Origin of the sequence: Streptomyces kronopolitis (assembly GCF_050953795.1) — a bacterium.
GTDB lineage: Bacteria > Actinomycetota > Actinomycetes > Streptomycetales > Streptomycetaceae > Streptomyces > Streptomyces kronopolitis_A.
The window spans coordinates 7165430-7191774 of sequence record NZ_CP191850.1; the positions used below are offsets into that span (position 1 = coordinate 7165430).

Sequence of the window (26345 nt, forward strand, 5' to 3'; positions counted from 1 at the left end):
CACTGGGAGCCAGGTCCAGCACCAGCGGCACGGAGCGACGGAACGTCTCGCCCGATCGGCAGGTGCGACCCGGGTGGGGCCCGGACGCTCAGTAGACAACGGCTCTCGGTCGACCCGCAGCCAGCGGGTCCCAGGTCGGCCCGAAGGGCGCCGGGCCCCTATCCGCACCACTCCGCGGCCCGCCCGCGGCCTCCCGCGGCGTTCTTCACCTTTCGTGCACCCCGCATCCGCAACCCCCTCCTTCCGATGTACGGTCAGCTCACCACCGCACGACCTGCAGGAAGGCCCGCGACCGTGCCATCGGGTTCCGATACCACCGAAGAAGCCGTCAGCGGCACCACGCCCGACGGCCCGGTGCCCGCCGAGGGGCAGGGCGCCACCGCCCTGACCGCACGGCCCCGGCGCGCCCGTCGGCTGGCCGCCCTCGCCCGCCGTGAGGCGCCGCGCACCGGCCTCGCGGTGGTCTGCGGCCTGGCGCTCGGCCTCGCCTTCCCGCCCTACGACCTGTGGCCGTTGTCCCTGCCGGCCGTCGCCGCGCTGTCGCTGCTCACCCGCGGCCGCAGCGTGCGCCAGGGAGCCTGGACCGGCTTCGTCTTCGGGCTGCCGTTCTTCCTGCTCCTGCTGAAGTGGCTGCATGTCGTCGGCTGGGACGCGGTGGTGGGTCTCTCGGTCGCCGAGGCGCTCTTCATGACGGCGCTGGGGGCCGCGCTCGCCCTCACCTCCCGGCTGCCGCTCTGGCCGCTGTGGACCGCCTGCCTGTGGGTCGCCGAGGAGTGGGCCCGTGACCGGCTCCCGTTCGGCGGCTTCCCCTGGGGCCGGCTGGCGTTCGCGCACACCGGCTCGCCGTTCACCCCGCTCGCCGCGCTCGGCGGCGCCCCGCTGGTGACCTTCGCCGTCGCGCTGGCCGGCGCCCTGCTCGCCGCCTGCGCCGCCACCCTCTGGGGGCTGCGCGGCAACGGGGGCCTGCGCCGGGCCGTACCGGCCTTCGAGGCGTTCGGGCTGGCCGCCGCCGTCAGCCTGGCCGGTCTCGCCGTGCCCGTCCCCACGAAGGCCGACGACACCGCGAACATCGCGGTCGTCCAGGGCAACGTCCAGCAGGCCGGGATGGACTTCCTGGGCCGCCCGATGAAGATCCTCGACAACCACGCCGCGGCCACCGAGAAGCTCGCCGCGGACGTCCGGGCCGGCCGGGCCAAGAAGCCGGATCTGGTCATCTGGCCGGAGAACTCCTCCGACCTCGACCCCTTCCAGTACCCGCAGGCCTACGACCGGATCGACCGGGCCGTGAAGTCCATCGGGGTGCCCGTCCTGGTCGGCGCCCTGGTCGACCACCCCTCCAAGGCGGGCTACGTCTTCAACGAGGGCATCGTCTGGGACCCGAAGAAGGGCCCGGGCGCCTCCTACACCAAGCAGCACCCGGTGCCGTTCGGCGAGTACGTCCCGTTCCGGGAGCAGCTCAGCAAGATCATCACGCGCTTCCAGCGGGTGCCCCGCGACTTCTACCCGGGCAACCACACCGGGGTGCTCCAGCTCGGCCCCGCCCGGATCGGCGACGTCATCTGCTTCGAGGTCGCCTACGACGAGATCGTGCACGACACGGTCGACGCCGGCGCCCGCGCCCTGGTCATCCAGACCAACAACGCCACCTACGGCCGCACCGGTCAGCCCGAGCAGCAGCTGGCGATGTCCAAGCTGCGCGCCGTCGAACACGGCCGGGCCGTGGTCACCGCGGCCACCAGCGGCATCAGCGCCGTGGTCAGCCCGGACGGCACGGTCACCCACCAGATCCCCGAGTTCACCCGGGGCGTGGTCTCCGCGCGCATTCCGCTGCGTGACGAAACGACGCTCGCCGACCGCGTCGGTGCCGCTCCCGAGTGGCTGCTCGCTATCGTGGGCCTTCTGTCCTGTGCCGCCGCGGTGGTCAGCGGCAGGCGCGGGCGCATGAAGGACGAGAAGGGGCAGCAGTGACAGACGGTCAGCGGCAGTACGGTCCGCTCGGCACCACGTTGGTGATCATTCCGACCTACAACGAGGCGGAGAACATCAAGCCGATCGTGGCGCGGGTGCGCGCGGCCGTACCCGAGGCGCACGTCCTGGTCGCGGACGACAACAGCCCCGACGGCACCGGCAAGTTCGCCGACGAGCTGGCCGCCGACGACAAGCACGTCCACGTCCTGCACCGCAAGGGCAAGGACGGCCTCGGCGCCGCCTACCTCGCGGGCTTCCGGTGGGGCATCGAGCAGGGCTACGGCGTGCTGGTCGAGATGGACGCCGACGGCTCGCACCAGCCCGAGGAGCTGCCGCGGCTGCTGACCGCCCTCAAGGGCGCCGACCTCGTCCTCGGCTCGCGCTGGGTGCCCGGTGGCCGCACGGTGAACTGGCCCAAGTACCGCCGGCTGATCTCCCGCGGGGGCAGTACGTACTCCCGGCTGGTGCTGGACCTGCCGCTGCACGACATCACCGGCGGCTTCCGGGCCTTCCGCGCCGAGGCCCTGACCGGGCTGGGCCTGGACGACGTGGCCTCGCAGGGCTACTGCTTCCAGGTCGACCTCGCCCGCCGCGCCGTGCAGGCCGGCTACCACGTCGTCGAGGTGCCGATCACCTTCGTCGAGCGGGAGCTGGGCGACAGCAAGATGAGCCGGGACATCGTCGTCGAGGCGCTGTGGCGGGTCACGGCCTGGGGCATCGGCTCGCGGGTGGACAAGATCCGCGGCCGCTGACGGTCGTGCACCCCGCTCGGTTCTTGCGCCGCCGGGCGGGCCCTCACCGGGGGCCGCGCGGCGGGCCAGGCACACTTGAGGCATGACGTCCGGAGCCACGCCCCCGCCGAATGCCCGCCCCTTCCGGCCCTCTCGCGCCCGCCGGTACGTGCCCTTGGGCGTCGCCGCCTGGATGGTGCTGGAGATCTGGCTGCTGACGGTGGTCGCCGAGGCCACCAGCGGGCTGACGGTGGCGCTGCTGCTGATCGCCGGCGTGCTGGTCGGCGGCTATGTGATCAAGCGGGCCGGCCGCCGTGCCTGGCAGAAGCTCGCCGAGAGCATGCAGGGCGGCGGCGACCCGGCGGCCCCCGGCGGCCGTGCCCCGTCCGGCAACGGCACGTCGGGCAGCGGCAATACGCTCCCGATGGCGGGCGGGCTGCTGCTGATGGTCCCGGGGCTGGTGTCCGACGCGCTGGGGCTGCTCTGCCTCTTCCCGCCGACCGGCAAGCTGATCCAGCGGCGCACGGAGAAGCTGCTGTCCCGCAGGAAGCGGCCCGCCCCGGGCTCGTTCGGTGACGCCTTCCAGCAGGCCAGGATGCACCGGCCGGACGGGAAGGTCGTCCAGGGCGAGGTCATCCGCGAGGACGGGCCGACGCCGCCGCGCCGCCAGGACCCGCCGCTGACCGGCTGAGCACTCCCGGCACTTCTCCGGGCCCGGCCCGGGGGAGTCCCGGACAATGACAAGGGCCGGGGCACCGCGCAGTGCGGTGACCCGGCCCTTGGGTGTTGCTCGGTGCAATCCCGCCGTCAGGCGGACTTGCGGTTGGTGTCGCGCGGATGCACGGCAATGTTCATGGTGCCGGAGCGCAGGACGGCCAGCCGTTCGGCCAGCACCTCCTCGAGCTCCTCGCGGGTGCGTCGCTCCATGAGCATGTCCCAGTGCGTACGCGCGGGCTTACCCTTCTTTTCCTCAGGGCCATCGCCATCCACCAGAAGCGAGGGTGCACCGCATACCTTGCACTCCCACTCCGGCGGAATCTCGGCCTCAACCGAGAACGGCATCTCGAATCGATGTCCGTTCTGGCATGCGTACTCCACCGCCTGGCGCGGGGCCAGGTCGATGCCGCGGTCGGTCTCGTAGCTGGTCACCACGAGTCGCGTGCCGCGGAGAGCTCGCTCACTCATGAATCGTGCCTCCCGGGCTTGTCGCCCACAGGACAGGTGTCGCTGTCGTCGTCATCCGGTCAACGTCCGGTCGGCGGTGAAGATTCCCGCATTCGGGAGATGCGCCCACCCGTCGCCCACCACCGCCCATGATGGAGGCGCTGTGCGCCGCTGCCTTCCTTCGTGCCGCCCCTTGTTGTACCCACCATTGCCCGGTTTGTCACATGTGGCAGCAGATGTCACCCAGCGCTGCATAGGGTTGAGCGCGCAGTAACGGTCCGCCTGGTGAGCCAAAGGCGTACACTACCGCCCCGCAGCCTCTGGGCCTAAATCCGGTCAGGCACGGGATTTCCGGCCGCCGCGATCGCCCGGCCCACCGGCACCCTCGCCAGCAGGACAAAACCGATCAAAAAGAAGGCCACCAGGGACACGATGGCGTCCCGGTAGCTCCCGGTGAGCTGGTAGGTCACCCCGAACACCAACGGCCCCAGCCAGCTCACGCCCCGGTCGCTGATCTCGTACGCGGAGAAGTACTCCGCCTCCCTGCCGCGCGGCACCAGCTGCGAGAACAGCGAGCGCGACAGCGCCTGGCTGCCGCCCAGGACCAGGCCGATGCCGGCGGCCAGCGCGAAGAACCACACGGGTGCCCGGGCCGGAAGGACGTAGCCGGCCGCGACCGTCAGCGTCCAGGCGGCCAGGGAGCCCAGGATCGTCCGCTGCGCGCCGTACCGCCGGGCGAGCCGGCCCATCAGCAGGGCGCCCGCCGCGGCCAGCACCTGGACCAGCAGGATGGCGACGATCAGCGTGCTCTGGCCCAGCTTCAGTTCCTCCGAGCCGTACACCGACGCCTGGGTGATCACCGTCTGCACCCCGTCGTTGTAGACGAGATAGGCCAGCAGGAAGGAGAGGGTGAGGGGGTGGCGGCGCATCCCGCGCAGGGTCTCGGCCAGCTGCCGCCAGCCCTGGCCGAGCGGGGCCCCGCCGGCCGTCGCGCCGGGCGCCCCGGTGGCCGCCGTCCGGCGGTCGCGCAGCCGGCGCAGCGGGATCACGGAGAACACGCCCCACCACAGCCCCGCCGAGGCCAGGCAGATGCGTACCGCGGCGCCCGCGGAGAGGCCGAAGGAGTCGTGCGCGCCGTAGAGCGCCAGGTTGGCGAGCAGGACCAGCGCCCCGGCCGCGTAGCCGAAGGCCCAGCCCCGGGACGAGACCGCGTCCCGCTCGTCGGGGGTCGCGATCTGCGGCAGGAAGGAGTTGTAGAGCATCGTCGACACCACGAACGACACGTTCGCGAGGACCAGCAGCCCGCCGCCCAGCAGATAGCGGTCGCCGCCGAGGAAGAACATCCCCGTCGTCGCGGCCGCGCCCGTATAGGCGCAGCACCCCAGCAGCGGCTTCTTCCGGCCGGTCCGGTCGGCCACGGCCCCGGCGAGCGGCATCGCCAGTACGGACAGCAGCAGGGACAGGGACACCGTGTACGGGTAGAAGGAGCCGGCGCGCACCGGGATGCCCAGCGGGTGCACCAGGCCGTCCGCGTCCGCCGCGGCCCTCGTCACCGAGGTCAGATACGGCCCCAGGAAGACGGTCAGCACGGTCGTCGAATAGACGCTGTTGGCCCAGTCGTACCAGTACCAGCCGCGTTGCTCGCGGCGCCGGGCGGCCGGCTCGTCCACGGCCCCGCCCACCGCTCGTGTGTCCTCCACGCCCGCCCCCGTCATCCCGTCCCCGTTCACCGCGGCGGACCGCCGGCGGGGCGGCGGCGAGTGGATCCGACGGTTCCGCGCACGCCCGGCACCCCGTTCAGACCCAGCACCCCCGCTCGGTCAGCACCGTCCGCAGCGTCTCGACGCAGTCGGTCATGATGCCGTCCACGCCCAGGTCGAGAAGGGCGGTCATCCGATCCGCGTCATTGACCGTCCACACGTGGACCTGCATGCCCAGGGCGTGCGCGGCGCGCAGGAACAGCGGATCGACGACCGGGATGCCCCATTGGCGCTCGGGGACCTGGACGCAGACCGCGCTGCGTCGCACCGCCGCGCCCAGCAGCCGGTCCAGCGGCAGCCGGCCGCTGCCGTAAGAACGCAGCCGCAGACCGGCCACGCCGCGGGTGCCGAGCGAGCTGGCCAGCGGGCGGCCGGCCAGCCGCTGCGCCCGCGCCACCCGGGCCTCCGAGAACGAGCCGACGCACACCCGGTCCCAGGCGCCGGTGCGGCGCAGCAGGCCGAGCAGCGGCTCCAGCGCGGCCTCCGCCTTGAGGTCGACGTTCCAGCGCGCGTCGGGGAACTCCTCCAGCAGCTCCTCGAAGAGCGGCAGCGGCTCCCGGCCGGCCACCCGGGCCCGGCGCACCGCCTGCCAGGGGAGTGCCGCGATGGCGCCCCGGGAGTCGGTGACGCGGTCGAGTGTGGCGTCGTGGAAGGCGACGAGGCGTCCGTCCGATGTGGCGTGCACATCGGTCTCCAGGTAGCGGTAGCCGAGGGCGACCGCCCGGCGGAAGGCGGCGGCGGTGTTCTCCAGGCCGTCGGCCGCCCCGCCGCGGTGGGCGAAGGGCAGCGGCGCGGGGTGGTCGAGATAGGCGTGCCGGGGGCGTATCGCAGAGGTCACTCGGGCAGTATGGCGTGCTCCGGTGACGTCCTGGAGCGGGCCACCACCGGGGACGGTTCCCCGGGCAGGCCGCCGATCGCGAAGCGGCGGAGGAAGAACTGCGCCAGCGGGCCGATGGCCAGTGCGTAGACCACCGTGCCGACCCCGAGAGAGCCGCCGAGCACGAAGCCGACCGCGAGCACCGTGATCTCGATGCAGGTCCGTACCAGTCGTACCGGGCGGCCGGTGCGCTGGTGCAGCCCGGTCATCAGGCCGTCGCGCGGTCCCGGTCCGTATCGGGCCGAAATGTAGAGGCCGGTCGCGGCGCCGTTGAGGACGACGGCGAACGCCAGCAGCGGGATGCGCGCGCCCAGCGACGACAGCTCGGGTGTCACGGCCAGCGTCGCGTCCATCACCAGCCCGAGGATCACCACGTTGGACACCGTGCCCAGCCCGGGGCGCTGCCGCAGCGGGATCCACAGCAGCAGGATCAGCGCGCCGGACACGATCGTGACGGTGCCGATCGACAGCCCCGTATGCCGGGATATGCCCTGGTTGAGTACGCTCCAGGGCTCCAGGCCCAGGTTCGCGCGGACCATCAGCCCCATGCTCACGCCGTACAGCGGCAGCCCCGTGTACAGCTGGACGAGGCGACGCGTCACGGGCGCCCTCCCCGGACCGGACCCTCTGGGCGTGGACATGACTTTTCCCCCTCCTGGCAGGATTGGACCGACGCATGACACCATGTGGCGTGTCCGGGCTCGGGAAGTAGAGCCAATTCGGGGAAGGTGGACTGATCTTCATGGCTCAGTGGACTTCAGCGGTAGGCGCGCCCCAACTCGCCCGGCTGCTCCGGTCGCAGGACCCGTGCGATGCCCAACTCGCGGCCGGCGGGCGCCGGTTGCCCGCCTATCGCAGCCTCGCCGACCGGGTGCGCCTGCTCGTACTGGAAGGCCGGATACCGGTCGCCGCCCGCCTGCCCGCCGAGCGGGAACTCGCCGCGGCCTTCGGCGTCAGCCGCACCACCGTCGCCGCCGCCTACGAGGCGCTGCGGGCCGAGGGCTTCCTGGAGTCCCGGCGTGGCTCGGGCAGTTGGACGGCCGTCCCGGCGGGCAACCCGCTGCCCACCCGCGGCCTGGAACCGCTGCCCCCGGAGGCCGCCGGATCCATGATCGACCTCGGGTGCGCCGCCCTCCCGGCCCCCGAGCCCTGGCTCACCCGCGCCGTCCAGGGCGCGATGGCCGACCTCCCGCTCTACGCCCACACCCACGGCGACTACCCCGCCGGTCTGCCGGTCCTGCGCCAGGCCCTCGCCGACCGCTACACCGCCCGCGGCATCCCCACCATGCCCGAACAGATCATGGTGACCACGGGCGCGATGGGGGCGGTGGCCGCGATCTGCCGGCTGTGCACGAGCCCCGGCGAGCGGGTGGCCGTCGACTCCCCGTCGTACGCCAACATCCTCCAGCTGATGCGGGACGCCGGCGCCCGGCTCGTCCCGGTCGCCCTCGGGGAGCGGCTGGCCGGCTGGGACCTCCCCGTCTGGCGCCAGGTGATGCGCGATGCCGCGCCCCGGATGGCCTATGTCGTCGCCGACTTCCACAACCCCACCGGCACCCTCGCCACCGACGACCAGCGCCGCCGCCTGGTCGACGCCGCCAAGTCGGCCGGCACGCTGCTCGTCGTCGACGAGACCATGACCGAACTCCAGCTGGACGAGGACCCCGAGCCGCCGCGCCCGGTCTGCTCCTTCGACCCGGCGGGCAGCGCGGTGATCACCGTGGGCTCGGCGAGCAAGGCGTTCTGGGCCGGGATGCGGATCGGCTGGGTGCGCGCCGCTCCCGATGTCATCCGCAGCCTGGTCGCCGCCCGTGCCTACTCCGACCTGGGCTCACCGGTCCTCGAACAGCTCGCCATCGCCTCGCTCCTGAAGGGCGGCGGCTGGGAGCAGGCCGTCGAGATCCGTCGTGACCAGGCCCGCGAGAACCGCGACGCGATCGTGGGGGCGCTGCGGCGCCACCTCCCCGACTGGGAGTTCAGCGTGCCGCGCGGCGGCCTCACGCTCTGGGCGCGCACCGGCGGACTCTCCGGTTCCAGGATCGCCGAGGCGGGGGAGCGGCTCGGGGTGCGGGTGCCCTCCGGCCCGCGGTTCGGTGTCGACGGGGCCTTCGAGGGCTTCGTGCGGCTGCCGTTCACGGTCAGCGGCGCCGTCGCTGACGAGGCCGCGGTCCGGCTGGCCGGCGCCGCACGGCTGGTCGCGACGGGCGCGCCGGTGGAGACCGAGACGCGGCACGCCTTCGTGGCCTGACCGCCGGGCCCTCCGGGCCTGTCCGGCGGTGGGTCTCAGCCCTCCGCCCGGGACGCGTCCGCCGATCCGTTGACCACCCGGGGCTCGCCGCCCTTGCCGTGGGCCGTGCGCACGGCCGCGCCGACCGGTTCGCCGGCGCCCCCGCTCTCCCCGTCCCCCGGCGCCCCCTCGGCCCCGGCGGATCCGCCCGCCGGCTCCGCCCCGGCGCCGCCCGCGGACCTGCGGGCGTCCACCTTGCGGAAGTCCACCGGCTTGCGGCCCGCGCCCACCGTGCGGGCGTCCTCGGGCTTCTTGCCGCCCACCGGCTCGGCCGGGTCCGCCCCCTCGGCCGGAAGCGTCCGCTTCGGCAGCAGCGCCAGAACGGCCTCGCGGTGCGCCTGGCCGGTGGCGTCGTCGAGCGGATCGGGGGTGGCCGGCACCTGGAGCCGCAGCACGGCGCCGGTGCCCAGCCGCGCATAGCCGCGTCCCGGCGGCACCTGCGCGACCGGAGTGGTGTGCGGCGGCGCCCCGAGCACCGCCCGTACCTCCTCCGCCGTGGCCGGGCCGAGCACCACCCGGGCCTTGGTGTGCGCCCGCACCGGCTCGCTCAGCAGCTCGGCGCTCTCGAAGTGCTCGGCCACGACCACCGTGACCTGGGCGGCCCGGCCGTGCCGCAGCGGCGCCCGGAGCCACTGCTGCGGATCGTCCCGGCCCTCCGCGGCCGCGATATGCGTCAGCGCGGTGGGACGGTCCGCGATGATCCACAGCGGCCGGCGGGTGTCCTCCGGCGCGGGCCGGCCGGCCTGCCGGGCCCGGTTCGCCGCGATCAGCCGCCGCTCGGTCTCGTGGGCGGCCCACTCCAGCGTCGCCAGCGCCCCCGCCAGCCCGCTCTCCACGCCCAGTACGCCGCGGCGCCCGGTCAGACACCCGTACTCGCCGGTGCCGCCGCCGTCGATGACCAGCACATCGCCGTGCGCCAGCGCCTGGAGCGCGAGCGAGCGCAGCAGTGTCGTACCGCCTGTCCCCGGCTGCCCCAGGACGAGCAGATGCGGTTCGGTCGAACGCGGCCCGGTACGCCAGACGACCGGCGGCGCGTCCCGGGTCTCCGCCCCGGCGGTGACCGGCAGGGTCCGCTGGACGAAGTCCGGGTCGGTGAACCCGAGCACCAGCTCGCCGGGCGAGGTGACGAAGCGCTGGGCGGCGATGTCGGTGGGCAGCGGGCCCATGGCGGTCAGGGTGAGCTGATTGGCCAGCTCGTCCCAGGCGAAGTGGTACTCCCGGCCGCGGCCGGCTTTGGCGTACAGCACCTGCTCGATGCGGGTCCGGGCCCCGTCCTCGCCGTCGGTGAAGTACGCCGGGTACTTCAGCTGGAGCCGTTCGAGCCGCCCGCCGTCGTCGAAGGCGTACTCGGGGAAGGCCCGCTCCCAGTCGCCGTCGGGCGCGTAAAGGGGAGCGGGGTCGCCGTCCACGCAGAGGTACGGCACCAGGGCCTCGTACAGGGCCCGCAGCCGCTCGGTCGCGGCCTCACCGGGGCCGGTCTCCACGGGCGTGCGCTCCCGTCCGGCCCAGGCCCCCGCCCCCATCAGCGTGATCACGGCGAGCAGCGGCCCGTAGGGCACCAGGCACACGACCAGTACGCACGCCCCGAGGAAGAACGCCGTCGGGCCGCGGTGCTCCCGGGGCGTGGCGATCCAGCGCCCGCGCCCGGCCGCGCCCAGCCGGCGCAGCCCCCGGCCGATGACGATCAGCGGGTGGAACACGTCGGAGGCGCTCTCGGCGGCGGTGCGCGCCAGTTCGCGGCTGCGGGCGAGCGAGGCGCTGTTGGCCATGCGGGTCAGGGGCTGGCCGCTGGTCAGGATGCGGGGCAGGGGGCGCCGGGCCACGTCTTCTCCTGTTGCTCGTGCGGTGGTCGTCGGGGGCTCGGCGTGGGCGGCGAGCCGGGGAACGTGCGGCACGCGGAGCCGCCCGGACGGGAGCGGGCGCGGCCCGTCCGGGCGGGGGACCGGTGGGTGGCGCCGGACGGGGGACCGGGCGGGAATTCCGGGCGGGAGCGCCGGACGGGCCGCTAGATCTTGATCCCGCCGAGGAGGTTGGCCAGGCTCGCGCCGCCCGCCTTGATGCTGGGCGCGATGGCGGAGCTGGCGAGGTAGAACCCGAAGAGCGCGGAGACCAGTGCGTGGGACAACTTCAGGCCGTCTTTGCGGAAGAAGAGGAAGACGATGACACCGAGCAGGACGACGCCGGAAATGGACAGAATCATGGGGGTTCTCTCCTGGGTGGTGGGGACGGTCACCATGAGTTCTTCCAGCCTCACAGGACGTATCAAGCCACGAAAAGCTGCAAATGGGTGATTTATCGTTGAAATTCCCTAAATGGGCGCAGCTTTCGCGTAGCTCACTTCGGCGCATTCCCGGCGTGTCGCGAACCGCCCCCGCCGACCCGGCACAATCGTGGAGTGCCGAAACCGAAGAACACGCCCCGCCGCCCGGCTCCCGTCACCCCCTCCACAGCCTGCCCCTGCGGACGCGCCGCGACCTACGGCGACTGCTGCGCCGCCTTCCACCAGGGCCACGCCACCGCCCCGACCCCCGAGCGCCTGATGCGCTCCCGGTACAGCGCCTTCGCCGTCGGGGACACCGGATACCTGCTGCGCACCTGGCACCCGACGACCCGCCCGGCCGGTCTGGACCTGGACCCCGCACAGCGGTGGACCGGACTGGAGATCCTCGGTACCGGCGGCGGCAGCGCCTTCCACACCGAAGGCACCGTCGAATTCCGCGCGCACTACACCCTGCACGGCCACGCCGACAGCCAGTACGAGCACAGCCGCTTCGTCCGCGAGGACGGCCGGTGGCTCTATCTGGACGCCATGACCCCCTAGGAACGATGCCGGACCCGGCGCGCCCTCAGCGGCCGCGCAGCTCGTCGATCTCGCGGCGTTCGCGCTTGGTGGGGCGCCCGGTGCCGCGGTCGCGGTGTGCGATCACCGCGACCTCCGCACGCGGCGGCTCCGGCGGCGAGTTGTCGACGTAGCACTCCGCGGCGATGGCCGCGCCCACCCTCTTGCGCACCTGCCGCGCGACCACCACGATCCGCTCCCGGCCCGCGTGCCGCAGCCTCACCTCGTCGCCGTTGTGGACACCGTGCGCCGGCTTCACCCGCTCCCCGTTGACCCGGACGTGCCCGGCGCGGCAGGCCGCCGCGGCCAGCGAGCGCGTCTTGGTGAGTCGCACGGACCAGATCCAGCTGTCGATGCGGGTGGTCCCCTCGTCTGAAGCCATACCCAGACTCTAGAACGCGGGTCGGCGGGGGAGGGGCCCGACGCCTGCCGCGCGCACGGATGCGGCCTCAGACGGGGTCGACGACCTCGTGGACCCCACTGTCGGTGTGCGCGTTGCGCGACGCCTTCTCGCTGCGCGGGAGCAGCAACGGGGTGGCCAGGAGGAGGACTCCGGCGGCGGCGATCGCGGCGCGGGGGCCGCTGGCGGCGGCCAGCAGACCCCACAGGGCGGTCACCGTGGCGATGGCGGCGCTGCTGCTGATCGACCACGCGGCCAGGGTGCGCGCGACCCGGTCGGGGGCGGTGTGGTCGAGCCGGGACGTCGCCAGCAGAGGGTTGAACACGCCGCAACTGGTCACCACGCCGAGCTGGACGACGATGATCACGACGAGCCCGGGGACGCCGGGCCGGACGAACGCCAGGCCGAGCGGCCAGCACGCGCGCAGCACCCCGGAGGCGCGCAGCACCCGGTCCCGGCCGAACCGCGCCGAGAGCGGGTGCGCCAGGCGGGAGCCGAGCAGTCCGCCGACGCAGGGCGCCGCGAACGCGAGACCGTACTGCCAGGGCGCGAACCCCAGGCGGGACAGCAGCAGCACGGCGAGCAGCGGCTGGGACGCCATGATCAGGCCGTTGACCACGATCGAGTTGAGGAACAGCGGGCGCAGCGTGGCATGGCCGAGGATGTGGCGCCAGCCCGTCAGCAGGTCGCCCGCGCGCAGCCGGGCGGCACCGGTGCGCTCGGGGAGCGGCTCCGTGCCGCCGATGGCGCGGAGGCCCAGCGCCGAGAGCAGATAGCTGACCGCGTCGGCCACCACGGTCGTCACCGGGCCGAACAGTGCGATCGCGGCCCCGCCGAGCGGCGGTCCGATCGTGGTGGAGGTCCAGGTCGTGGACTCGAACCGGCTGTTCGCGACGAGCAGGTCCGCCGGCGGCACGAGCGCCTTGAGGTACGCGCCGCTCGCCGCCTTGAACGCGATGTCGGCGGTGGCCGTGACCACCGAGACCAGGAGGAGCTGGGCGAAGCCGAGCCGGCCGAGCGCGAACGCGGCGGCGACGCTCAGCAGGGCCACGAAGCGGATCAGGTCCATCGCCACCATGACCGGCCGCTTGCGGCGGAACTCCACCCAGGGGCCGAGCGGCAGCGCGACCAGCGCTCCCACCGCCCGCCCCGTGGCGGCCAGGGCCGCCACCTGGGCCGGGCCGCAGTGCAGCACCAGCACCGCGAGCAGCGGCAACGCCCCGAAGCCGAGTCCCGTGCCGTACGAGCTGACCGCGTACGCCGCCCACAGCCACCCGAATCGACGCCCCAGCGCCCGCCTGCCCGCCATACCCACCGTCCCCCTCGCCGCACCGGACCGTCGGCGTCGACCACCGGCATCTAAGCGAGGAAGGGAGGGCGAGGGCAAACGGGATCCGCCGGACCGCCCCCGAGCGGGCGAGCCGCTAAGCGGACGAGCGCCGGCCCGTCTTCTTGGCGGTGGTCTTCCGGGCCGCGGTCTTCTGCGCGGTGGCCGTCTTGGCGGTGGACTTCTCCGCCGTGGATTTCGCGGTGGGCTTCTTCGCGGTGCTCTTCGACGCGGTCGAGGACTTCGCCGCCGCGGTCTTCTTCGCCGCGGTCTTCTTCGCGGGGGTTTTCTTCGCGGGGGCGCCGGAGGCGTGGGCCGTGGGCTGCTTCGTCGTCCCGCTCTTCTTGGCGGTGCCCGAGCCCGCCGTGCTCTTCTTCGTGGCCTTCCGCCCCCGCAGGGGTGTCACGGAGGCCGGCTTCGCCGTCGGGCCGCCGTCCCCGCCCCGGGCCGCCTGCACGCTCTTCTCCAGGGCCGCCGTCAGATCGATGACCTGGGCACCGGACGGGGCGGACGCGGGCGCGGCGGGCTCCTCGCCCTCCAGCTTGGCGGCGACCAGCTCCTCGACGGCCTCGCGGTAGTCGTCATGGAGTTCGGCGGGATCCAGCTCGCCCAGGGAGTCCATGAGGGTTTCGGCCAGCGTCATCTCGTTCTCGCGGATCTCGACGTCGTCGGGCACCACATCGGTGGCGGGCCGGACCTGGTCCGGCCACAGCAGCTGATGCATCACCAGCGCCCCGGCGTGCGCCCGCAGCATCGCCAGCGACTCCCGCCCGCGCATCGCCACCTTGCCGATCGCGACCTTCCGGTGGTGTTCCAGCGCCTGGCGCAGCAGCGTGTACGGCTTGGCGGCGGCTGCCCCGTTGGGCGCCAGGTAGTAGGACTTGTCCATCTGGAGCGGGTCGATCCCGGTGGGGTCGACGAACGACAGGATCGACAGCGTCTTGGCGGTCGGCATCGGCAGCCGGGACAGGTCGTCGTCGGTGATCGGCACGATGGTGTCGTCGCCGGGCGGCTGATAGCCCTTGCCGACCTCCTCGTTCGGGACCTCCTCGCCGTCCAGCTCACAGATCTTGCGGTACTGGACCGGCGCACCGTCCTTCTCGTGAATGCGCACGAAGGAGACCGACGAGGTGCGGTCGGTGGCGCTGTAGGTCTTCACCGGGATGGTGACCAGGCCAAACGATATCGACCCATTCCAGATAGAGCGCATCTTTCATCCCTTGTGTGGGATTCTCATGGTATGTCGCCGATCACGGTCGTGGAGGGGCGGCGCCTCTCGCTGACCAACCTGGACAAGGTCCTCTATCCGGGGACCGGCACCACCAAGGGTGAGGTGCTGCACTACTGCACCACCACCGCAGAGCCGCTGCTCAGCCACCTCCGCGACCGGCCGCTGTCCTTCCTGCGCTACCCCGACGGGCCCGACGGCCAGCGCTTTTTCACCAAGAACGTGCCCCCCGGCACACCCTCCTGGGTGAAGACGTGCGAGGTCCCCCATTCGACGTCCGGGCCCACCCGCCAGGTCCTGCTGCAGGACCTCCCCTCGCTGGTCTGGGCCGCGAACCTGATCGTCGAGCTGCACACCCCGCAGTGGACGTCCCGGGCGCCGGGCCTCGCCGACCGGCTCGTCCTCGACCTCGATCCCGGCGCCCCGGCCACCCTCGTGGAGTGCTGTGCGGTGGCGCGGTGGCTGCACGAGCGGCTGGCGGCCGACGGTCTGGACGTCCACGCCAAGACCAGCGGGGCCAAGGGCCTGCACCTTCTCGTGCCCGTCGAGCCCACCCCGGCCGAGCGGACCACCGCCTACGCCAAGGCGCTCGCCGTCGAGGCGGCGGCGGCCCTCCCGGACCTGGTCGTGCACAAGATGACCAAGACGCTGCGGCCCGGCAAGGTCTTCCTCGACTTCTCCCAGAACGCCGCCGCCAAGACCACCGCAGCCGCCTACACCCTGCGGGCCCGCGAGACCCCCACCGTCTCCGCCCCGGTCACCTGGGACGAGATCGCCGACTGCACCGACCCCCGCCAACTCACCTTCCTCTTCGACGAGATCGGCCCCCGCCTCGACCGCCACGGCGACCTGTTCGCCCCGCTGCTCGACCCGGACCGCGCCCGCCCGCTGCCCGCCGTGACACCGTCCGGTGCGCGGTCCGCGTCCCGCCGGACCGGACCCGGCCGCCAATCCCCGTAGATTGGCGGCATGTTGGACGGGACGTCACACACACCACAGCCATCGCACGACACACTGCCGCTGCGTCTGCCGGACCACTCGGGGGGCCGCCCGGCGGACGAGGAGATATCCGGCGACGGAACGGTGCCCGGCGGAGACGAGGGCGCGGCCACCGGGGCGGACGGGGACACGGGCGCGGGGCTGCGGCGCTCCTCGCTCCTGATGGCGGCGGGGACCGTGGTCTCCCGGGCCACCGGGCTGATCCGCCTGGTGCTGCAGGCCGGCGCGCTCGGTACCGGACTGCTCGCCACCACGTACAACATGGCCAACGTCATCCCGATGAGCGTCTACACGCTGATGATCGGCGGCGCGCTCAATTCGGTGCTGGTGCCGCAGCTGGTCCGGGCCAGGGCCGAGCATCCCGACGGCGGCCGCGCCTTTGAACAGCGCCTGGTCACCCTGGTCCTGAGCGTCCTCGTGGCCGGCACCGTGCTGTCGGTCTGGGCGGCCCCGCAGATCGTCGCCGTCTACACGAGCGACACTCCCGGGAATCACGCCGCCTTCGCGCTCACCGTGGTCTTCGCCCGCTTCCTGCTGCCGCAGATCTTCTTCTACGGACTGTTCTTCATCCTCGGCCAAGTCCTCAACGCCCGACACAAGTTCGGCGCGATGATGTGGACACCGGTGCTCAACAACGTCGTGCTGATCACGATGTTCGGCCTCTACCTCGGCCTGCTCGCGGGCCCGGACCGGATCGAGGACATCACTCCGGGCCAGGTCGACTTCCTGGGCACCGTCACCACGTGCGGGATCGCCGTACAGGCGCTCGCGCTGATCCCCTTCGTCCGCGCCGCCGGCTTCCGCTTCCGTCCGCGCTTCGACTGGCGCGGCAGCGGTCTGCGCAAGAGCGTCGGGGCCGCCCGGTGGACGCTGCTGCTGGTGCTCGCCAACCTCGCCGCGATGACCGTCGTCACCCACTTCGCCGGCGCCGCCGACCAGCAGAGCCCCACCGGGGGTGTCGGGTACACCGCCTACAACTACGTCCAGAGCATCTGGATGCTGCCGCAGTCGATCGTCACCGTCTCGCTGGTGACCGCGCTGCTGCCCCGGATGAGCCGGGCGGTCGCCGAACGCCGCCTGGACGACATGCGCGCCGATCTCTCCCGCGGGCTGCGGATCAGCGGGGTCCTCATCGTCCCGGCCGCCTTCTTCTTCGTCGCGCTCGGCCCGCAGACCGCCCAACTCCTGTTCGCGCACGGCGCCGTGGACGCGGCGTCGGCCGTGCCCGCCGGGCAGATGCTCCAGGCCTTCGGGCTCGGCCTGATCCCGTTCTCCGCCCAGTACCTGCTGCTGCGCGGCTTCTACGCGTTCGAGGACACCCGTACGCCGTTCCGGGCGGCGCTGTGCATCGCCGTCGTCAACATCGGCCTGGCCGCGGCCTGTCACCTGTGGCTGCCCACCCGGTGGGCGGTCATCGGGATGGCCGCGGCCTACGCCGTCGCCTACGGGGCGGGGCTGCTGTTCACCGCGGTGCTGCTGCGCCGCCGGCTCGACGGACGCCTCGACGGCCGGCGGCTGTGCCGCACCTACGGCAAGCTGGCGCTGGCCGCGGCCGTGGCCGGCGTGCTGGGCCGGCTCGCGGCCGGGGCCGGCTCCGGTGTGCCCGTCCCGGCGGGCTGGACCGCCGTGCCGGCCCTGGCCGCCGGCGCCCTCACCATGGCGCCGGCCTTCGTGCTCCTGGCCCGCGTGCTGAAGATCGCCGAGCTGCGCAGCATCCCCGGTCTGCGCTGACGGGGGCGCGGCCCGCCGTCACACCGCCCGGGGCCGTGGCCAGGACGCCCGGGTGGCGGCCCCGAGCCAGCCGATGACGGCGGCGACCGTGGTGTCGCCGAGACTCGCGATCTCCGCCAGGGCCGCCAGGTCGGCGTCCGCCGGGGCGATGCCCGCGGCGCTCAGCGCGGCCTGGAGCTCCTGCCGCCGCCGGTCGGGCATGGCCACCGGCCCCTGCCGCTGGTCTCCGGGGGACGGGGGCGCCGGCGGCGCGTCCTGCGGGAGCAGCGACGCGAAGGGCAGCCGGTCCTCCGGGCGGGGCGGCGGGAGAACGGGCTCGGCGAAGTACCCGGACGGGCGCTGCTGAGCGCTCGCCGGCGCACCGAGACGCTCCTCGGGGCGCGGGGGAGCGAGCACATAGCCCGGCGTGGCACCGTACGGCGGGGGAGTGGGGCAGAACTGCGACATAAGGGCCTCCACAACTCACGGTCCGAAGGGGTCGGGGATTCGAGGGGTTCTGAGGGGTCGGCGGGTCCGGCAGGATCGGGGGAATCCGGAGAGTCTCCGGTATTCGGGGCATTCGGTGAACAACGTGTCAGTTCTTCGGAAGCCGGGCCGCGCCCGTCCGGTTGCAGAAGGGGGGCGAGTTCACCCGATAAGGCCAAAGTGCGCCGGTTGCCTCGTTACCGTGGCGGCATGCCGCGCTCGGATGACCTGAACCCGTACTGGAATCACAATGTGCACTATCACCGGCTGGTGCTCGGTGCCGTGCCGGACGGCTGCGCCCGGGCGCTGGACATCGGATGCGGCGACGGCCTGCTGGTGCGCAAACTCGCGCGGCGGATTCCCGAGGTGACCGGCGTGGACCGCTCGCCGGCGATGATCCTGCTGGCCCGCGAGGCCGGCGCCCGGTCCCCGAACGCCACCTTTGTCGAGGCGGATTTCATGACGGCGGACGAGTCCCTTCCAGGCGGGTACGACTTCCTCTCCGCCGTGGCCGTCCTCCACCATCTGGATTTCACCGCGGCGGTCCGCCGTATGGCCGCCCTGCTCGCACCCGGCGGACGCCTCGTCGTCATCGGCCTGGCGCGCACCCGGACGCCGCTGGACTGGCTCGTCAGCGGCGCGGGCGTGCCCGCCGCCCGGGCGCTGGCCCGGCGCCACGGTGGCACGTCCGGACCGTCCGGCATGCCGATCGAGGACGCGGACATGACCTGGGGTGAGATCCGGCGCGCGGCACGGAACATGCTGCCGGGCAGCCGTATCCGCCGCCATCTGCTGTGGCGCTATGCGCTGGTGTGGGACAAACCGCATTCCTGAAGCGGACCGGAGCGGAACGCCAACTCGACCGTCCGGCACGCCATTTCGATCCCCGCTCGGATTTCGACGAGCGGTGGTCGTGTGCCCGCGTCCACCCCTCCCGGGCAGCGGTACGAAACATCCCGGGGCCGAACATCTCCTGTCTCTCCCCCTCCTGACGGGGTATCGACAACTGTGCTGCGTTTCCACGGATTCGGGAGAATTCAGCGACTGTCACGGAGTGGGCACATAACCCTCCCTCCCTGTTCACGCCGTGATGATTCCCGTGATGGAAAGCTGCCTGCGGCTGTGTTTCCCCACGGCCGGCCCGGGTCGCGCCCCCACATTTCGCGACTCGACGCCACAATTCGGGGAGAGGACACACTTCGTGGACACCACTCGCGTGACCCGTCGCGCCCGTATCGGACTGGCTCTCGCCATCGGTACGGTGCTGACGGCGGTGGTCGCACAGATCCCGGCCACCGCGACGGCCGGCGAGGCCGGACACCGGCCCGCCGCCGCGCCCTTCGCTTCGCACCCGTCCCACGCCCTGCGTGCGGGCGACGACACGACGTACGACGACACGTACTACAAGGACGCCGTCGGCAAGACCGGCCAGGCGCTCAAGGATTCCCTGCACCGGATCATCAGCACCACCCAGACCGGGAAGCTGACGTACGACGAGGTCTGGGACGCCCTCAAGGAGACCGACCAGGACCCGGCGAAGAGCGCGAACGTGATTCTGCTGTACTCCGGGCGCTCGGTGAGCAAGGACGCCCACGGCGGTGGCGAGGACGACTGGAACCGGGAACACGTCTGGGCCAAGTCCCACGGTGACTTCGGTACCGACACCGGCCCCGGCACCGACCTGCACCATCTGCGCCCGGCCGAGGTCTCCGTCAACGGCGCCCGTGGCGACAAGGACTTCGACAAGGGCGGTGAGGAGGTCCCCGGAGCCCCGGGCAGCCGCACCGACGACGACTCCTTCGAGCCCCGCGACGCGGTCAAGGGCGATGTCGCCCGCATGATCCTCTACATGGCCGTCCGCTACGACGGCGGCGACGGGTTCCCGGACCTGGAGCCCAACGACAAGGTCGACAACGGCACCGCGCCGCACATCGGCAAGCTCTCCGTCCTGAAGGAGTGGAGCAAGCAGGACCCGCCGGACTCCTTCGAGAAGCACCGTAACCAGGTGATATTCGACAAGTACCAGCACAACCGGAACCCGTTCGTCGACCACCCGGAGTGGGTCGACGCGATCTGGTGACCCAGGACGCGGCCGCGTGGGCCGGGCCGGCGGGACGACCGCCGGTCCCGGCCCGCCGGTCCCGGCCTCCGTGTCCGCCGCTGGAGCCCCCGCACATCGGATGGCGTACGCCAGACGGCGACACGCCCGGGTCGTTTTTAGCGTGGGCGTCATGTCTAGCGTGAGTTGGGCCCCCGTCAGAGTCGCCACCGCCGCCACTCTTTGTGCCGCCGGCCTGTGGGCCGTGCCCGGTCAGGCAGCCGCCGATGGTCCGAACGGCATCGACGACCTGCGGCCCGGAACGCACCTCGCCGATCCGGCCGCCGCCGACTACCGGCTGGACCGGCACGGAGTGCAGTTCCAGCCCAGGGCGGAGGTGCCCGAGCCACCGGACCTCTCCGCGCTGTCCTGGATGGTGACGGACATGGCGAGCGGCAAGGTCCTCGCGGCCAAGAACGCTCACCGGCCCCTGCCGCCCGCCAGCACCCTCAAGGCGCTCTTCGCCGTGACGGTGCTGCCGAAGTTCTCCCAGGGGGAGGTGCACAGGGTCTCGCTGGAGGACCTGTCCGGTATCGAGTCCGGGAGTTCGCTGGCCGGACTCAGGGAGGACATGCCCTACCACGTCGACGACCTCTGGCGGGCCGTCTTCCTGCGCTCCGGCAGCGACGGCGTCCACACCCTGGCGGCCATGAACGGCGGCTGGAACAAGACCATCGACGACATGCAGGAGACCGCGCACCGCCTGGGCGCGCGCGACACGCGGGTGGAGTCGGCCGACGGGTTCGACACGCCGGGCCAGGTCTCGTCCGCCTACGACCTGACGCTCTTCGGGCGGGCCGGCCTGCACAACCCGGACTTCGCCCACTTCGCCGAGACCAAGGAGGCCCAGCTTCCGCAGGACGGCGGCCCGGACTCGTTCGGCATCCAGAACACCAACCGGCTGCTGGTCGGCTCACACGGCGTCAAGCCGTACCACGGGCTGATCGGCGTGAAGAACGGTTACACCACCCACGCCGGCAACACGCTGATCGCCGCCGCCCGGCGCGACGGCCGGACGCTGCTGGTCACCGTCATGAACCCGCAGTCCGGCGCCCCGAACGCGGTCTACGAGGAGACCCGCACCCTGCTGGACTGGGGCTTCGAGGCGGCACCGCACACCGCGGCCGTCGGCGCGCTCCCCGCCTGGGCGCCCGGCGACGCCGACGCGCAGAACGCCGCGCACCGGCAGGGGTCCGGAATGGCCCTGCACAAGGCGGCGATCGGACCGACGGACGCCGGATGGCAGGGGCGGTACTGGTGGCTGCTGTCGGCCGCCGGCGTCATCGCCCTCGCCGGCCTCGGCACCGGGGCGTGGTGGCGCCGCCGCAAGCTGCGCGAGAGCGAGCGGGAGCGCGCGGCCGAGCGGGCGGTCGAGCCCGAGGCCGAAAGCGTGGAGACCGGCTGAGGCCGCCGCCGACACCGCCGGAGCTGTCGCACATCCGTCCGATCGGTCAGGAATACGGAGGACGTGCGATGGCCTTGGCCGGTGAAGGGCGACGCGTCCGTCATGGTTCTGCGGTGCGCCGGGCGTCGCTCGGTGTAGCGTCCTGATCAGCTGTCGTGGTTCCGAAGTGCCGGACGCCCGTGTCGCATTCACGGGCGTCCTTGCTGTGTAGCGCGTCTCCGGACCAGGGCGATCACCTCCGGATTCCGCAGCACGCGGAAGCCGACGCAAGCCCATTGAACGAAGGAGACGGACATGGCTTCCGGCACGGTCAAGTGGTTCAACTCGGAGAAGGGCTTCGGCTTCATCGCCCAGGATGGCGGCGGCGCCGATGTCTTCGCGCACTACTCCAACATCGACGCCACGGGCTTCCGAGAGCTGCAAGAGGGCCAGAAGGTGACCTTCGAGGTCACCCAGGGGCAGAAGGGCCCCCAGGCCGAGAAGATCCGGCTGGCGTAGTCACCGCGGAACACCTCTCGGTGCCCGCTCCCGATCCCGGGGGCGGGCACCGTCGCGCGGGGGCCGCTCACCCCATCGGCCCCGCCCCCGGCCTCCTGGGGGGCACCGGGCGCGACCGGCCGGATGGCACGGTGCTCATCCGTGCGGCGTACGGCGGGGCGGCGGAAAGGTGCCGCCGCCGGGCGGGCCGCTCAGGTCTTGGTCAGGTCCCCGGTGGCCGGTCCTGGCCCTGACCGCCGCCGAACTGGTCCCTGAGCTTCTCCTGGCCCGTGTCGACCTGGCCCTTGTACTTGCCCTGGGTCTTGTCGTCGGCCATGTCGCCGGCCTTGTCGATGCCCTTGTCCGTCTGGCTTTCGTGGCCCTTCAGCATGCTCTTGATCTTGTCCATCATGGACATGATTCGTCCTCCTCACCACGATCCCCCACGCCTCCAGCATCGTCCTGTCCCAGGGGATCTGCATCAGGGAGCCCGGCAGGCCGTCCACGCCCGGGGTATGGCGCCGGTGCGGCGGCGGATTCCCGGGGACCGGATGCCGTCGGCGGCGGGTGACCCGTGCTCCGGCGGCGCGGCGGCACCGTCACGGGCAGCGGACCGTCCCCGCCCGGCCCCGCGGCGTCGGAGGAGGCCCGCCCCGCCCCCGGCCCGGGGAGCGCGCCCGCCCACCCGTGTGGAGCAGTTGCCCGGTGGAAAATGCCGGGCCGCGCCGTCGGCCCGTTCGACGGGCACGGCGCCGCGGTCCGGCTGAGAATGCAGCGGTGAGCGATGAACACCGCAGTGCCGAGGAGCCCGCGCCGCGCGCCGTGTCGTGTGAAGAGGAACGACGGCTCGCCAGGAAGGCGCTGGCCGGCCATGCCCGCAACGCGGGCGACCTGTCGATGCTGATGGACATGCTGGGCCTGGACCCGAGCCGCGATCAGGACGCCGATGCGCCCTGCTGCCAGGAGCCGGGCCATGGCCACGAGTGCGACGGCGGCCCGGCCGCCCGGACCGCCGCCCGCGAACGCGAACGCCGGCCCGAGCCCCGCCGGGACACCTGCCGCGACGCCCGGTCACCCTCGGGCGGACCCCGGGGGTAGGCGGTACGCACGCCGGGCGCCACCCGCCCGGCCGCCCACGACCCGCCCGCTCCCGTACCTACCTGACCGCACGTCACCCACGCACCGTGCTCCGCCTGCACCGTGCTCCACCCGAGGAGGCCGCGCAGATGTCCGGCACCGGCGACGTTCCCGCACGGCCCGGGTCCCGCCCGCGCGCCCTGGTCACCGGTGCCACCGGCTACATCGGCGGGCGGCTGATCCCCGAGCTGCTCACGTCCGGTTACGCCGTCCGCGCGCTGGCCAGGACCCCGCAGAAGCTGCGCGACCACCCCTGCGCGGAGCGGATGGAGGTGGTGCGCGGGGATGTCACCGACGCCGACTCGGTGGCCGCCGCGATGGACGGCGTCGACGTCGCCTACTACCTGGTGCACGCCCTGGGCAGCGGCCGGCGGTTCGAGGACACCGACCGCCGGGCCGCGCAGATCTTCGCCGGGCAGGCCCGCGCCGCCCGCGTGCGCCGGATCGTCTACCTCGGCGGCCTCACCCCCGAGGGCGTCCCCGAGCAGCAGCTGTCGCCTCATCTGCGCTCCCGCGCCGAGGTCGCGGACATCCTGCTGGCCTCCGGTGTCCGCACCGCCGTGCTGCGCGCCGCGGTCATCATCGGCTCCGGCTCGGCCTCGTTCGAGATGCTGCGCTATCTCACCGAACGGCTGCCGGTCATGGTCACCCCCAGCTGGGTGCGCACCCGCATCCAGCCGGTCGCCGTCCGCGACGTCCTGCGCTACCTGGTCGGTTGCGCCCGCCTGCCCGACGACGTCAGCCGGGCCTTCGACATCGGCGGACCCGACGTGCTCAGCTACCGCGACATGATGCAGCGCTACGCCCGCGTCGCCGAACTGCCCGAACGGTTGATCCTCCCGGTGCCGATGCTCACCCCGCGGCTGTCCAGCCTCTGGATCGGCCTGGTCACCCCGGTCCCGCCGGGCCTCGCCCGGCCGCTGGCCGAATCGCTGCGGTACGAAGTCGTCTGCCGCGAGCACGACATCGCCCGATACGTTCCCGACCCGGACCCGCCGGGCCACCCGATCGCCTTCGACGAGGCGCTGCACCTCGCGCTGCGCCGGGTACGGGACGCCGAGGTCGCCACCCGCTGGTCGAACGCCGCGGTGCCCGGCGCGCCGAGCGATCCCCTGCCCACCGACCCCGACTGGGCCGGCGGCAGCCTCTACACCGACCGGCGCGAACGGATCGTGGACGCGCCCCCCGACACGCTGTGGCGGGTGGTCGAGGGCATCGGCGGCGACAACGGCTGGTACTCCTTCCCGCTCGCCTGGGCGGTGCGCGGCTGGCTGGACCGGCTGGTCGGCGGGGTGGGGCTGCGCCGCGGCAGACGGGACGCCCGCCGGCTGCGGGTCGGCGACTCGCTCGACTTCTGGCGCGTCGAAGAGGTCACCCCCGGGCGGCTGCTGCGACTGCGCGCCGAGATGCGGCTGCCCGGACTCGCCTGGCTGGAACTGACGGTCGGACACGACGACCGGGGCCGGACACGCTACGGCCAGCGGGCCCTCTTCCACCCGCACGGGCTGACCGGCCACGCCTACTGGTGGTCCGTCTCCCCTTTCCACACCGCGGTGTTCGGCGGCATGGCCCGCAACATCGCGGCGGCCGCGGAGGCCGAACACCGGGCCCACGGCGAGTGATCCGGCCGCGCGGCCACGGCTGCGCCCGATGCGGCGTCGGCGCCGGACTCCCGCTGCCCGCCAGGGCGTCGGCCCGGTGCCGGGCCGACACGCCGACGGCGGGCCCCCGGGCGCAACGCCCCGGGAACCCGCCGTGGTGGGTGAGGCCGGTGACCTCAGTGAGCGCGGTGGTGCGTCACCACACCGGCCGCGAACCGGCCGCAGTTGGAGCCGGAGACGTTGACGCTGACGGACTCGATCGAGCCGCCCCAGTCCACGCAGATGCCCTTGCCGGGCAGGTAGACGGGACCGGCGTACGAGGTGTACTTGCCGCTGTCGTAGACATACGGTGAACTGCCGTCGCTGGCCGTGATATAGGCGTACATCTGCACGGGCTTACCGGTGGCGTTGCGCACCGTCACGACGCAGTTCTTTCCGGTCTTTGCGTTGTACGTCAGGAACACGGTCCCCTTTCCGGAGACCGGCACGGAATTCACCACGCTGTAGCCGCTTCCGCAGGCGCCGTTGTACGCGGCGGCCTTCGGCGCGGCGGTCGCGGTGGTGGCCGTCGCCATCGTGGCGATTCCCGCGACGGCCAGGATTGCGGATCCCGCGATGGCACGTGAACGCTTCATCAAAATACCCCCGTTGGGCTCGGTGCCTTGTGTGGTCGTTGCGCAGTGTTGGACACCGGTCCGCCGTGAATGGTTGCACGGCCGCCTGAATTCCCGCTTTTTCCAGCCGATGTGCGCTCGGGATTTCCGTGAATTCTGTGACGGCAGAGGCGTATGAGGTATGACAAAGGCCGGTCCCCGGCGCCGCGGAGGGCGCCGGGGACCGGCCCGGGATGGTGGGGTATCAGGTCAGTGGCCGTTGGCGAGGACCTTGAGGCGGCTGTACGTACCGTTGAAGCGGTTGCGGTCGCCCACCGTGTGACCGGAGGAAGTGTGCTGCCAGATGCTGTGGAATTGCCAGCCGGCCGGCAGCGCGCCGACGGAGGAGCCGTAGCGCGGGATCCACAGCGGAGTCGTCCGGCCGAACTTGCCGGAGTTGCCGGTGCAGCGCTTCCACCAGTTGGTCGAGGTGTAGATGACCGGATAGCGGCCGGTCTCCTCCCGGTAGGTCAGCACGAAGTCACGGATCCAGCTGACCATCGCCTTGTGGCTCTTGCCGTAGCAGGTCGCACCGTAAGGGTTGTACTCCATGTCGAGTGCGCCGGGCAGCGTCCGGCCGTCCCGGGACCAGTCGCCGCCGTGGTCGGCGAAGTACTCGGCCTGGGAGCCGCCGCTGGAGTGGTCGGGCAGCGCGAAGTGGTACGCGCCGTGGATCATCCCGGCCTTGTACGAGCCCTTGTACTGCTGCGCGAAGTACGGGTTCGTGTAACTGGTCCCCTCGGTGGCCTTGACATAGGCGAACCGCACACCGGACCTGCGCAGCCCCGACCAGCCGACCTTGCGGTTGTGGCTCGAGACGTCGACGCCGGCCACGGCTCTTCTGGACGACATCCGCGGCGCCAGGCCGCCGGCCCGTAGGGTACCGAGGCCTTCGTGAGCCACGATGGTGGACCCCATCCAGTCCTGGTCGGGATGGGCGGGTCTCTTCCCGGCGTCCTGGGCCGTGGCGGCGCCGGGCAGCGCGAGGGGCAGCACGGAGAGAAGAGAAGCAAGAGTTCCGGCCGCAATAGGGACAGTACGGCGGGCCGGACCGGATCTGCGCAAGGGCATCGCATGCCTCCGAAGGCCTTCGGTTGAGTCAGGTTCGGCAGCATTTGAGCAGAATCCTGCCGATAAGAGACTTATACGCAGAACTGCCTGACGCTATGACCCAACAGGCCGTCAGTCCGCCGACCGG

The 26345-nt window shown here is 72.6% G+C and carries 26 protein-coding genes; 13 read left to right on the top strand and 13 right to left on the bottom strand.

Going from position 1 to position 26345, the window contains the following annotated elements; genetic code table 11:
* The first annotated feature begins 294 nt into the window (after positions 1-294).
* The 3 genes from lnt (at position 295) to fxsA (ending at position 3390) form a co-directional block, all read left to right on the top strand.
* The gene (lnt, locus tag ACQP17_RS31615) at positions 295-1968 is read left to right on the top strand and encodes an apolipoprotein N-acyltransferase (protein ID WP_433859362.1); all 1674 of its coding nucleotides are present in this window, start codon (positions 295-297) and stop codon (positions 1966-1968) included.
* Positions 1965-2720: a polyprenol monophosphomannose synthase gene (locus ACQP17_RS31620; protein WP_364874482.1), complete on the top strand. Its 756-nt coding sequence runs from the start codon at positions 1965-1967 to the stop codon at positions 2718-2720. Before lnt ends, ACQP17_RS31620 begins: the two co-directional genes overlap by 4 nt.
* 82 nt (positions 2721-2802) lie before the next feature.
* On the top strand, positions 2803-3390 hold the full coding sequence (gene fxsA / locus ACQP17_RS31625) for an FxsA family membrane protein (RefSeq protein ID WP_433859363.1): 588 nt from the start codon (positions 2803-2805) through the stop codon (positions 3388-3390).
* A gap of 116 nt (positions 3391-3506) precedes the next feature.
* Here fxsA and ACQP17_RS31630 read toward each other — a convergent pair whose 3' ends face one another.
* The 4 genes from ACQP17_RS31630 to ACQP17_RS31645 all read right to left on the bottom strand — a co-directional run bounded on the left by ACQP17_RS31630 (position 3507) and on the right by ACQP17_RS31645 (position 7048).
* The gene (locus ACQP17_RS31630) at positions 3507-3884 is read right to left on the bottom strand and encodes an RNA polymerase-binding protein RbpA (protein WP_006601711.1); all 378 of its coding nucleotides are present in this window, start codon (positions 3882-3884) and stop codon (positions 3507-3509) included.
* A 305-nt stretch (positions 3885-4189) separates the two neighbouring features.
* Entirely contained in the window at positions 4190-5578 is a 1389-nt protein-coding gene (locus ACQP17_RS31635; protein ID WP_433859364.1) for an MFS transporter, read from the bottom strand.
* A gap of 82 nt (positions 5579-5660) precedes the next feature.
* Positions 5661-6461, bottom strand: a complete 801-nt coding sequence (locus ACQP17_RS31640) for a glycerophosphodiester phosphodiesterase (protein WP_433859365.1) — start codon at positions 6459-6461, stop codon at positions 5661-5663.
* Complete coding sequence (locus ACQP17_RS31645; RefSeq protein WP_433860060.1) at positions 6458-7048, bottom strand: YczE/YyaS/YitT family protein; 591 nt, start codon at positions 7046-7048, stop codon at positions 6458-6460. Before ACQP17_RS31645 ends, ACQP17_RS31640 begins: the two co-directional genes overlap by 4 nt.
* A gap of 194 nt (positions 7049-7242) precedes the next feature.
* Here ACQP17_RS31645 and ACQP17_RS31650 point away from each other — a divergent pair, with 194 nt between their 5' ends.
* Complete coding sequence (locus ACQP17_RS31650; protein WP_433859366.1) at positions 7243-8748, top strand: PLP-dependent aminotransferase family protein; 1506 nt, start codon at positions 7243-7245, stop codon at positions 8746-8748.
* Positions 8749-8783: 35 nt separating this feature from the next.
* Here the strand turns inward: ACQP17_RS31650 and ACQP17_RS31655 are convergent, their stop codons facing one another.
* Positions 8784-10610, bottom strand: a complete 1827-nt coding sequence (locus tag ACQP17_RS31655; protein WP_433859367.1) for a hypothetical protein — start codon at positions 10608-10610, stop codon at positions 8784-8786.
* Positions 10611-10792: 182 nt separating this feature from the next.
* Entirely contained in the window at positions 10793-10987 is a 195-nt protein-coding gene (locus ACQP17_RS31660; RefSeq protein ID WP_006601706.1) for a hypothetical protein, read from the bottom strand.
* A 195-nt stretch (positions 10988-11182) separates the two neighbouring features.
* Between ACQP17_RS31660 and ACQP17_RS31665 the strand changes: the two genes are divergently transcribed.
* The gene (locus ACQP17_RS31665) at positions 11183-11608 is read left to right on the top strand and encodes a YchJ family protein (protein WP_433859368.1); all 426 of its coding nucleotides are present in this window, start codon (positions 11183-11185) and stop codon (positions 11606-11608) included.
* Positions 11609-11633: 25 nt separating this feature from the next.
* Here ACQP17_RS31665 and ACQP17_RS31670 read toward each other — a convergent pair whose 3' ends face one another.
* From ACQP17_RS31670 to ACQP17_RS31680, 3 genes are all read right to left on the bottom strand, one after another.
* Complete coding sequence (locus ACQP17_RS31670) at positions 11634-12008, bottom strand: RNA-binding S4 domain-containing protein (RefSeq protein WP_433859369.1); 375 nt, start codon at positions 12006-12008, stop codon at positions 11634-11636.
* Positions 12009-12075: 67 nt separating this feature from the next.
* Positions 12076-13335, bottom strand: coding sequence for an MFS transporter (locus tag ACQP17_RS31675; protein WP_433859370.1), 1260 nt, complete (start codon positions 13333-13335; stop codon positions 12076-12078).
* 115 nt (positions 13336-13450) lie between these two features.
* On the bottom strand, positions 13451-14563 hold the full coding sequence (locus ACQP17_RS31680; RefSeq protein ID WP_433859371.1) for a Ku protein: 1113 nt from the start codon (positions 14561-14563) through the stop codon (positions 13451-13453).
* A 30-nt stretch (positions 14564-14593) separates the two neighbouring features.
* Here ACQP17_RS31680 and ligD point away from each other — a divergent pair, with 30 nt between their 5' ends.
* Positions 14594-15541 carry a non-homologous end-joining DNA ligase gene (gene ligD / locus ACQP17_RS31685; RefSeq protein ID WP_433859372.1) on the top strand — a complete coding sequence of 316 codons (948 nt, stop codon included), beginning with the start codon at positions 14594-14596 and terminating at the stop codon, positions 15539-15541.
* A 9-nt stretch (positions 15542-15550) separates the two neighbouring features.
* Positions 15551-17311 carry a murein biosynthesis integral membrane protein MurJ gene (gene murJ / locus ACQP17_RS31690; RefSeq protein ID WP_433859373.1) on the top strand — a complete coding sequence of 587 codons (1761 nt, stop codon included), beginning with the start codon at positions 15551-15553 and terminating at the stop codon, positions 17309-17311.
* Positions 17312-17329: 18 nt separating this feature from the next.
* Here murJ and ACQP17_RS31695 read toward each other — a convergent pair whose 3' ends face one another.
* Positions 17330-17758: a hypothetical protein gene (locus ACQP17_RS31695; protein WP_433859374.1), complete on the bottom strand. Its 429-nt coding sequence runs from the start codon at positions 17756-17758 to the stop codon at positions 17330-17332.
* A 228-nt stretch (positions 17759-17986) separates the two neighbouring features.
* Between ACQP17_RS31695 and ACQP17_RS31700 the strand changes: the two genes are divergently transcribed.
* From ACQP17_RS31700 to ACQP17_RS31715, 4 genes are all read left to right on the top strand, one after another.
* The gene (locus ACQP17_RS31700) at positions 17987-18610 is read left to right on the top strand and encodes a class I SAM-dependent methyltransferase (protein WP_433859375.1); all 624 of its coding nucleotides are present in this window, start codon (positions 17987-17989) and stop codon (positions 18608-18610) included.
* Between the two features lie 367 nt (positions 18611-18977).
* Entirely contained in the window at positions 18978-19856 is an 879-nt protein-coding gene (locus ACQP17_RS31705; protein ID WP_433859376.1) for an endonuclease I family protein, read from the top strand.
* Between the two features lie 151 nt (positions 19857-20007).
* Positions 20008-21279, top strand: coding sequence for a D-alanyl-D-alanine carboxypeptidase family protein (locus ACQP17_RS31710; RefSeq protein ID WP_433859377.1), 1272 nt, complete (start codon positions 20008-20010; stop codon positions 21277-21279).
* 294 nt (positions 21280-21573) lie between these two features.
* Entirely contained in the window at positions 21574-21777 is a 204-nt protein-coding gene (locus ACQP17_RS31715; RefSeq protein ID WP_085922226.1) for a cold-shock protein, read from the top strand.
* Between the two features lie 202 nt (positions 21778-21979).
* Here the strand turns inward: ACQP17_RS31715 and ACQP17_RS31720 are convergent, their stop codons facing one another.
* Positions 21980-22174 carry an antitoxin gene (locus tag ACQP17_RS31720; RefSeq protein ID WP_364874451.1) on the bottom strand — a complete coding sequence of 65 codons (195 nt, stop codon included), beginning with the start codon at positions 22172-22174 and terminating at the stop codon, positions 21980-21982.
* A 359-nt stretch (positions 22175-22533) separates the two neighbouring features.
* On the opposite strand from ACQP17_RS31720, the gene ACQP17_RS31725 reads away from it, so the two are divergent.
* Positions 22534-22854 carry a hypothetical protein gene (locus tag ACQP17_RS31725; RefSeq protein WP_364874449.1) on the top strand — a complete coding sequence of 107 codons (321 nt, stop codon included), beginning with the start codon at positions 22534-22536 and terminating at the stop codon, positions 22852-22854.
* Between the two features lie 128 nt (positions 22855-22982).
* Positions 22983-24515, top strand: a complete 1533-nt coding sequence (locus ACQP17_RS31730; RefSeq protein ID WP_433859378.1) for an SDR family oxidoreductase — start codon at positions 22983-22985, stop codon at positions 24513-24515.
* A gap of 155 nt (positions 24516-24670) precedes the next feature.
* On the opposite strand, the gene ACQP17_RS31735 is transcribed toward ACQP17_RS31730, so the two are convergent.
* Together ACQP17_RS31735 and ACQP17_RS31740 are read right to left on the bottom strand one after the other, a co-directional pair.
* Positions 24671-25129 (bottom strand): spore-associated protein A, encoded by a 459-nt coding sequence (locus ACQP17_RS31735; RefSeq protein WP_433859379.1) that lies wholly within the window; start codon positions 25127-25129, stop codon positions 24671-24673.
* Between the two features lie 228 nt (positions 25130-25357).
* On the bottom strand, positions 25358-26218 hold the full coding sequence (locus tag ACQP17_RS31740; RefSeq protein WP_433859380.1) for a lysozyme: 861 nt from the start codon (positions 26216-26218) through the stop codon (positions 25358-25360).
* Positions 26219-26345: the final 127 nt, after the last annotated feature.

What these genes read in the sequence shown, in the direction of transcription:
- ACQP17_RS31730 (WP_433859378.1), top strand. Translation starts at nt 22,983, where the DNA reads ATGTCCGGCACCGGCGACGTTCCCGCACGGCCCGGGTCCCGCCCGCGC.
- ACQP17_RS31630 (WP_006601711.1), bottom strand. Translation starts at nt 3,884, where the DNA reads ATGAGTGAGCGAGCTCTCCGCGGCACGCGACTCGTGGTGACCAGCTAC.
- fxsA (WP_433859363.1), top strand. Translation starts at nt 2,803, where the DNA reads ATGACGTCCGGAGCCACGCCCCCGCCGAATGCCCGCCCCTTCCGGCCC.
- ACQP17_RS31675 (WP_433859370.1), bottom strand. Translation starts at nt 13,335, where the DNA reads ATGGCGGGCAGGCGGGCGCTGGGGCGTCGATTCGGGTGGCTGTGGGCG.
- ACQP17_RS31650 (WP_433859366.1), top strand. Translation starts at nt 7,243, where the DNA reads ATGGCTCAGTGGACTTCAGCGGTAGGCGCGCCCCAACTCGCCCGGCTG.
- ACQP17_RS31680 (WP_433859371.1), bottom strand. Translation starts at nt 14,563, where the DNA reads ATGCGCTCTATCTGGAATGGGTCGATATCGTTTGGCCTGGTCACCATC.
- ACQP17_RS31715 (WP_085922226.1), top strand. Translation starts at nt 21,574, where the DNA reads ATGGCTTCCGGCACGGTCAAGTGGTTCAACTCGGAGAAGGGCTTCGGC.
- ACQP17_RS31635 (WP_433859364.1), bottom strand. Translation starts at nt 5,578, where the DNA reads ATGACGGGGGCGGGCGTGGAGGACACACGAGCGGTGGGCGGGGCCGTG.
- ACQP17_RS31735 (WP_433859379.1), bottom strand. Translation starts at nt 25,129, where the DNA reads ATGAAGCGTTCACGTGCCATCGCGGGATCCGCAATCCTGGCCGTCGCG.
- ACQP17_RS31660 (WP_006601706.1), bottom strand. Translation starts at nt 10,987, where the DNA reads ATGATTCTGTCCATTTCCGGCGTCGTCCTGCTCGGTGTCATCGTCTTC.
- ACQP17_RS31720 (WP_364874451.1), bottom strand. Translation starts at nt 22,174, where the DNA reads ATGTCCATGATGGACAAGATCAAGAGCATGCTGAAGGGCCACGAAAGC.
- ACQP17_RS31670 (WP_433859369.1), bottom strand. Translation starts at nt 12,008, where the DNA reads ATGGCTTCAGACGAGGGGACCACCCGCATCGACAGCTGGATCTGGTCC.
- ligD (WP_433859372.1), top strand. Translation starts at nt 14,594, where the DNA reads ATGTCGCCGATCACGGTCGTGGAGGGGCGGCGCCTCTCGCTGACCAAC.
- ACQP17_RS31710 (WP_433859377.1), top strand. Translation starts at nt 20,008, where the DNA reads ATGTCTAGCGTGAGTTGGGCCCCCGTCAGAGTCGCCACCGCCGCCACT.
- ACQP17_RS31740 (WP_433859380.1), bottom strand. Translation starts at nt 26,218, where the DNA reads ATGCCCTTGCGCAGATCCGGTCCGGCCCGCCGTACTGTCCCTATTGCG.
- murJ (WP_433859373.1), top strand. Translation starts at nt 15,551, where the DNA reads ATGTTGGACGGGACGTCACACACACCACAGCCATCGCACGACACACTG.
- ACQP17_RS31695 (WP_433859374.1), bottom strand. Translation starts at nt 17,758, where the DNA reads ATGTCGCAGTTCTGCCCCACTCCCCCGCCGTACGGTGCCACGCCGGGC.
- ACQP17_RS31700 (WP_433859375.1), top strand. Translation starts at nt 17,987, where the DNA reads ATGCCGCGCTCGGATGACCTGAACCCGTACTGGAATCACAATGTGCAC.
- ACQP17_RS31645 (WP_433860060.1), bottom strand. Translation starts at nt 7,048, where the DNA reads ATGGGGCTGATGGTCCGCGCGAACCTGGGCCTGGAGCCCTGGAGCGTA.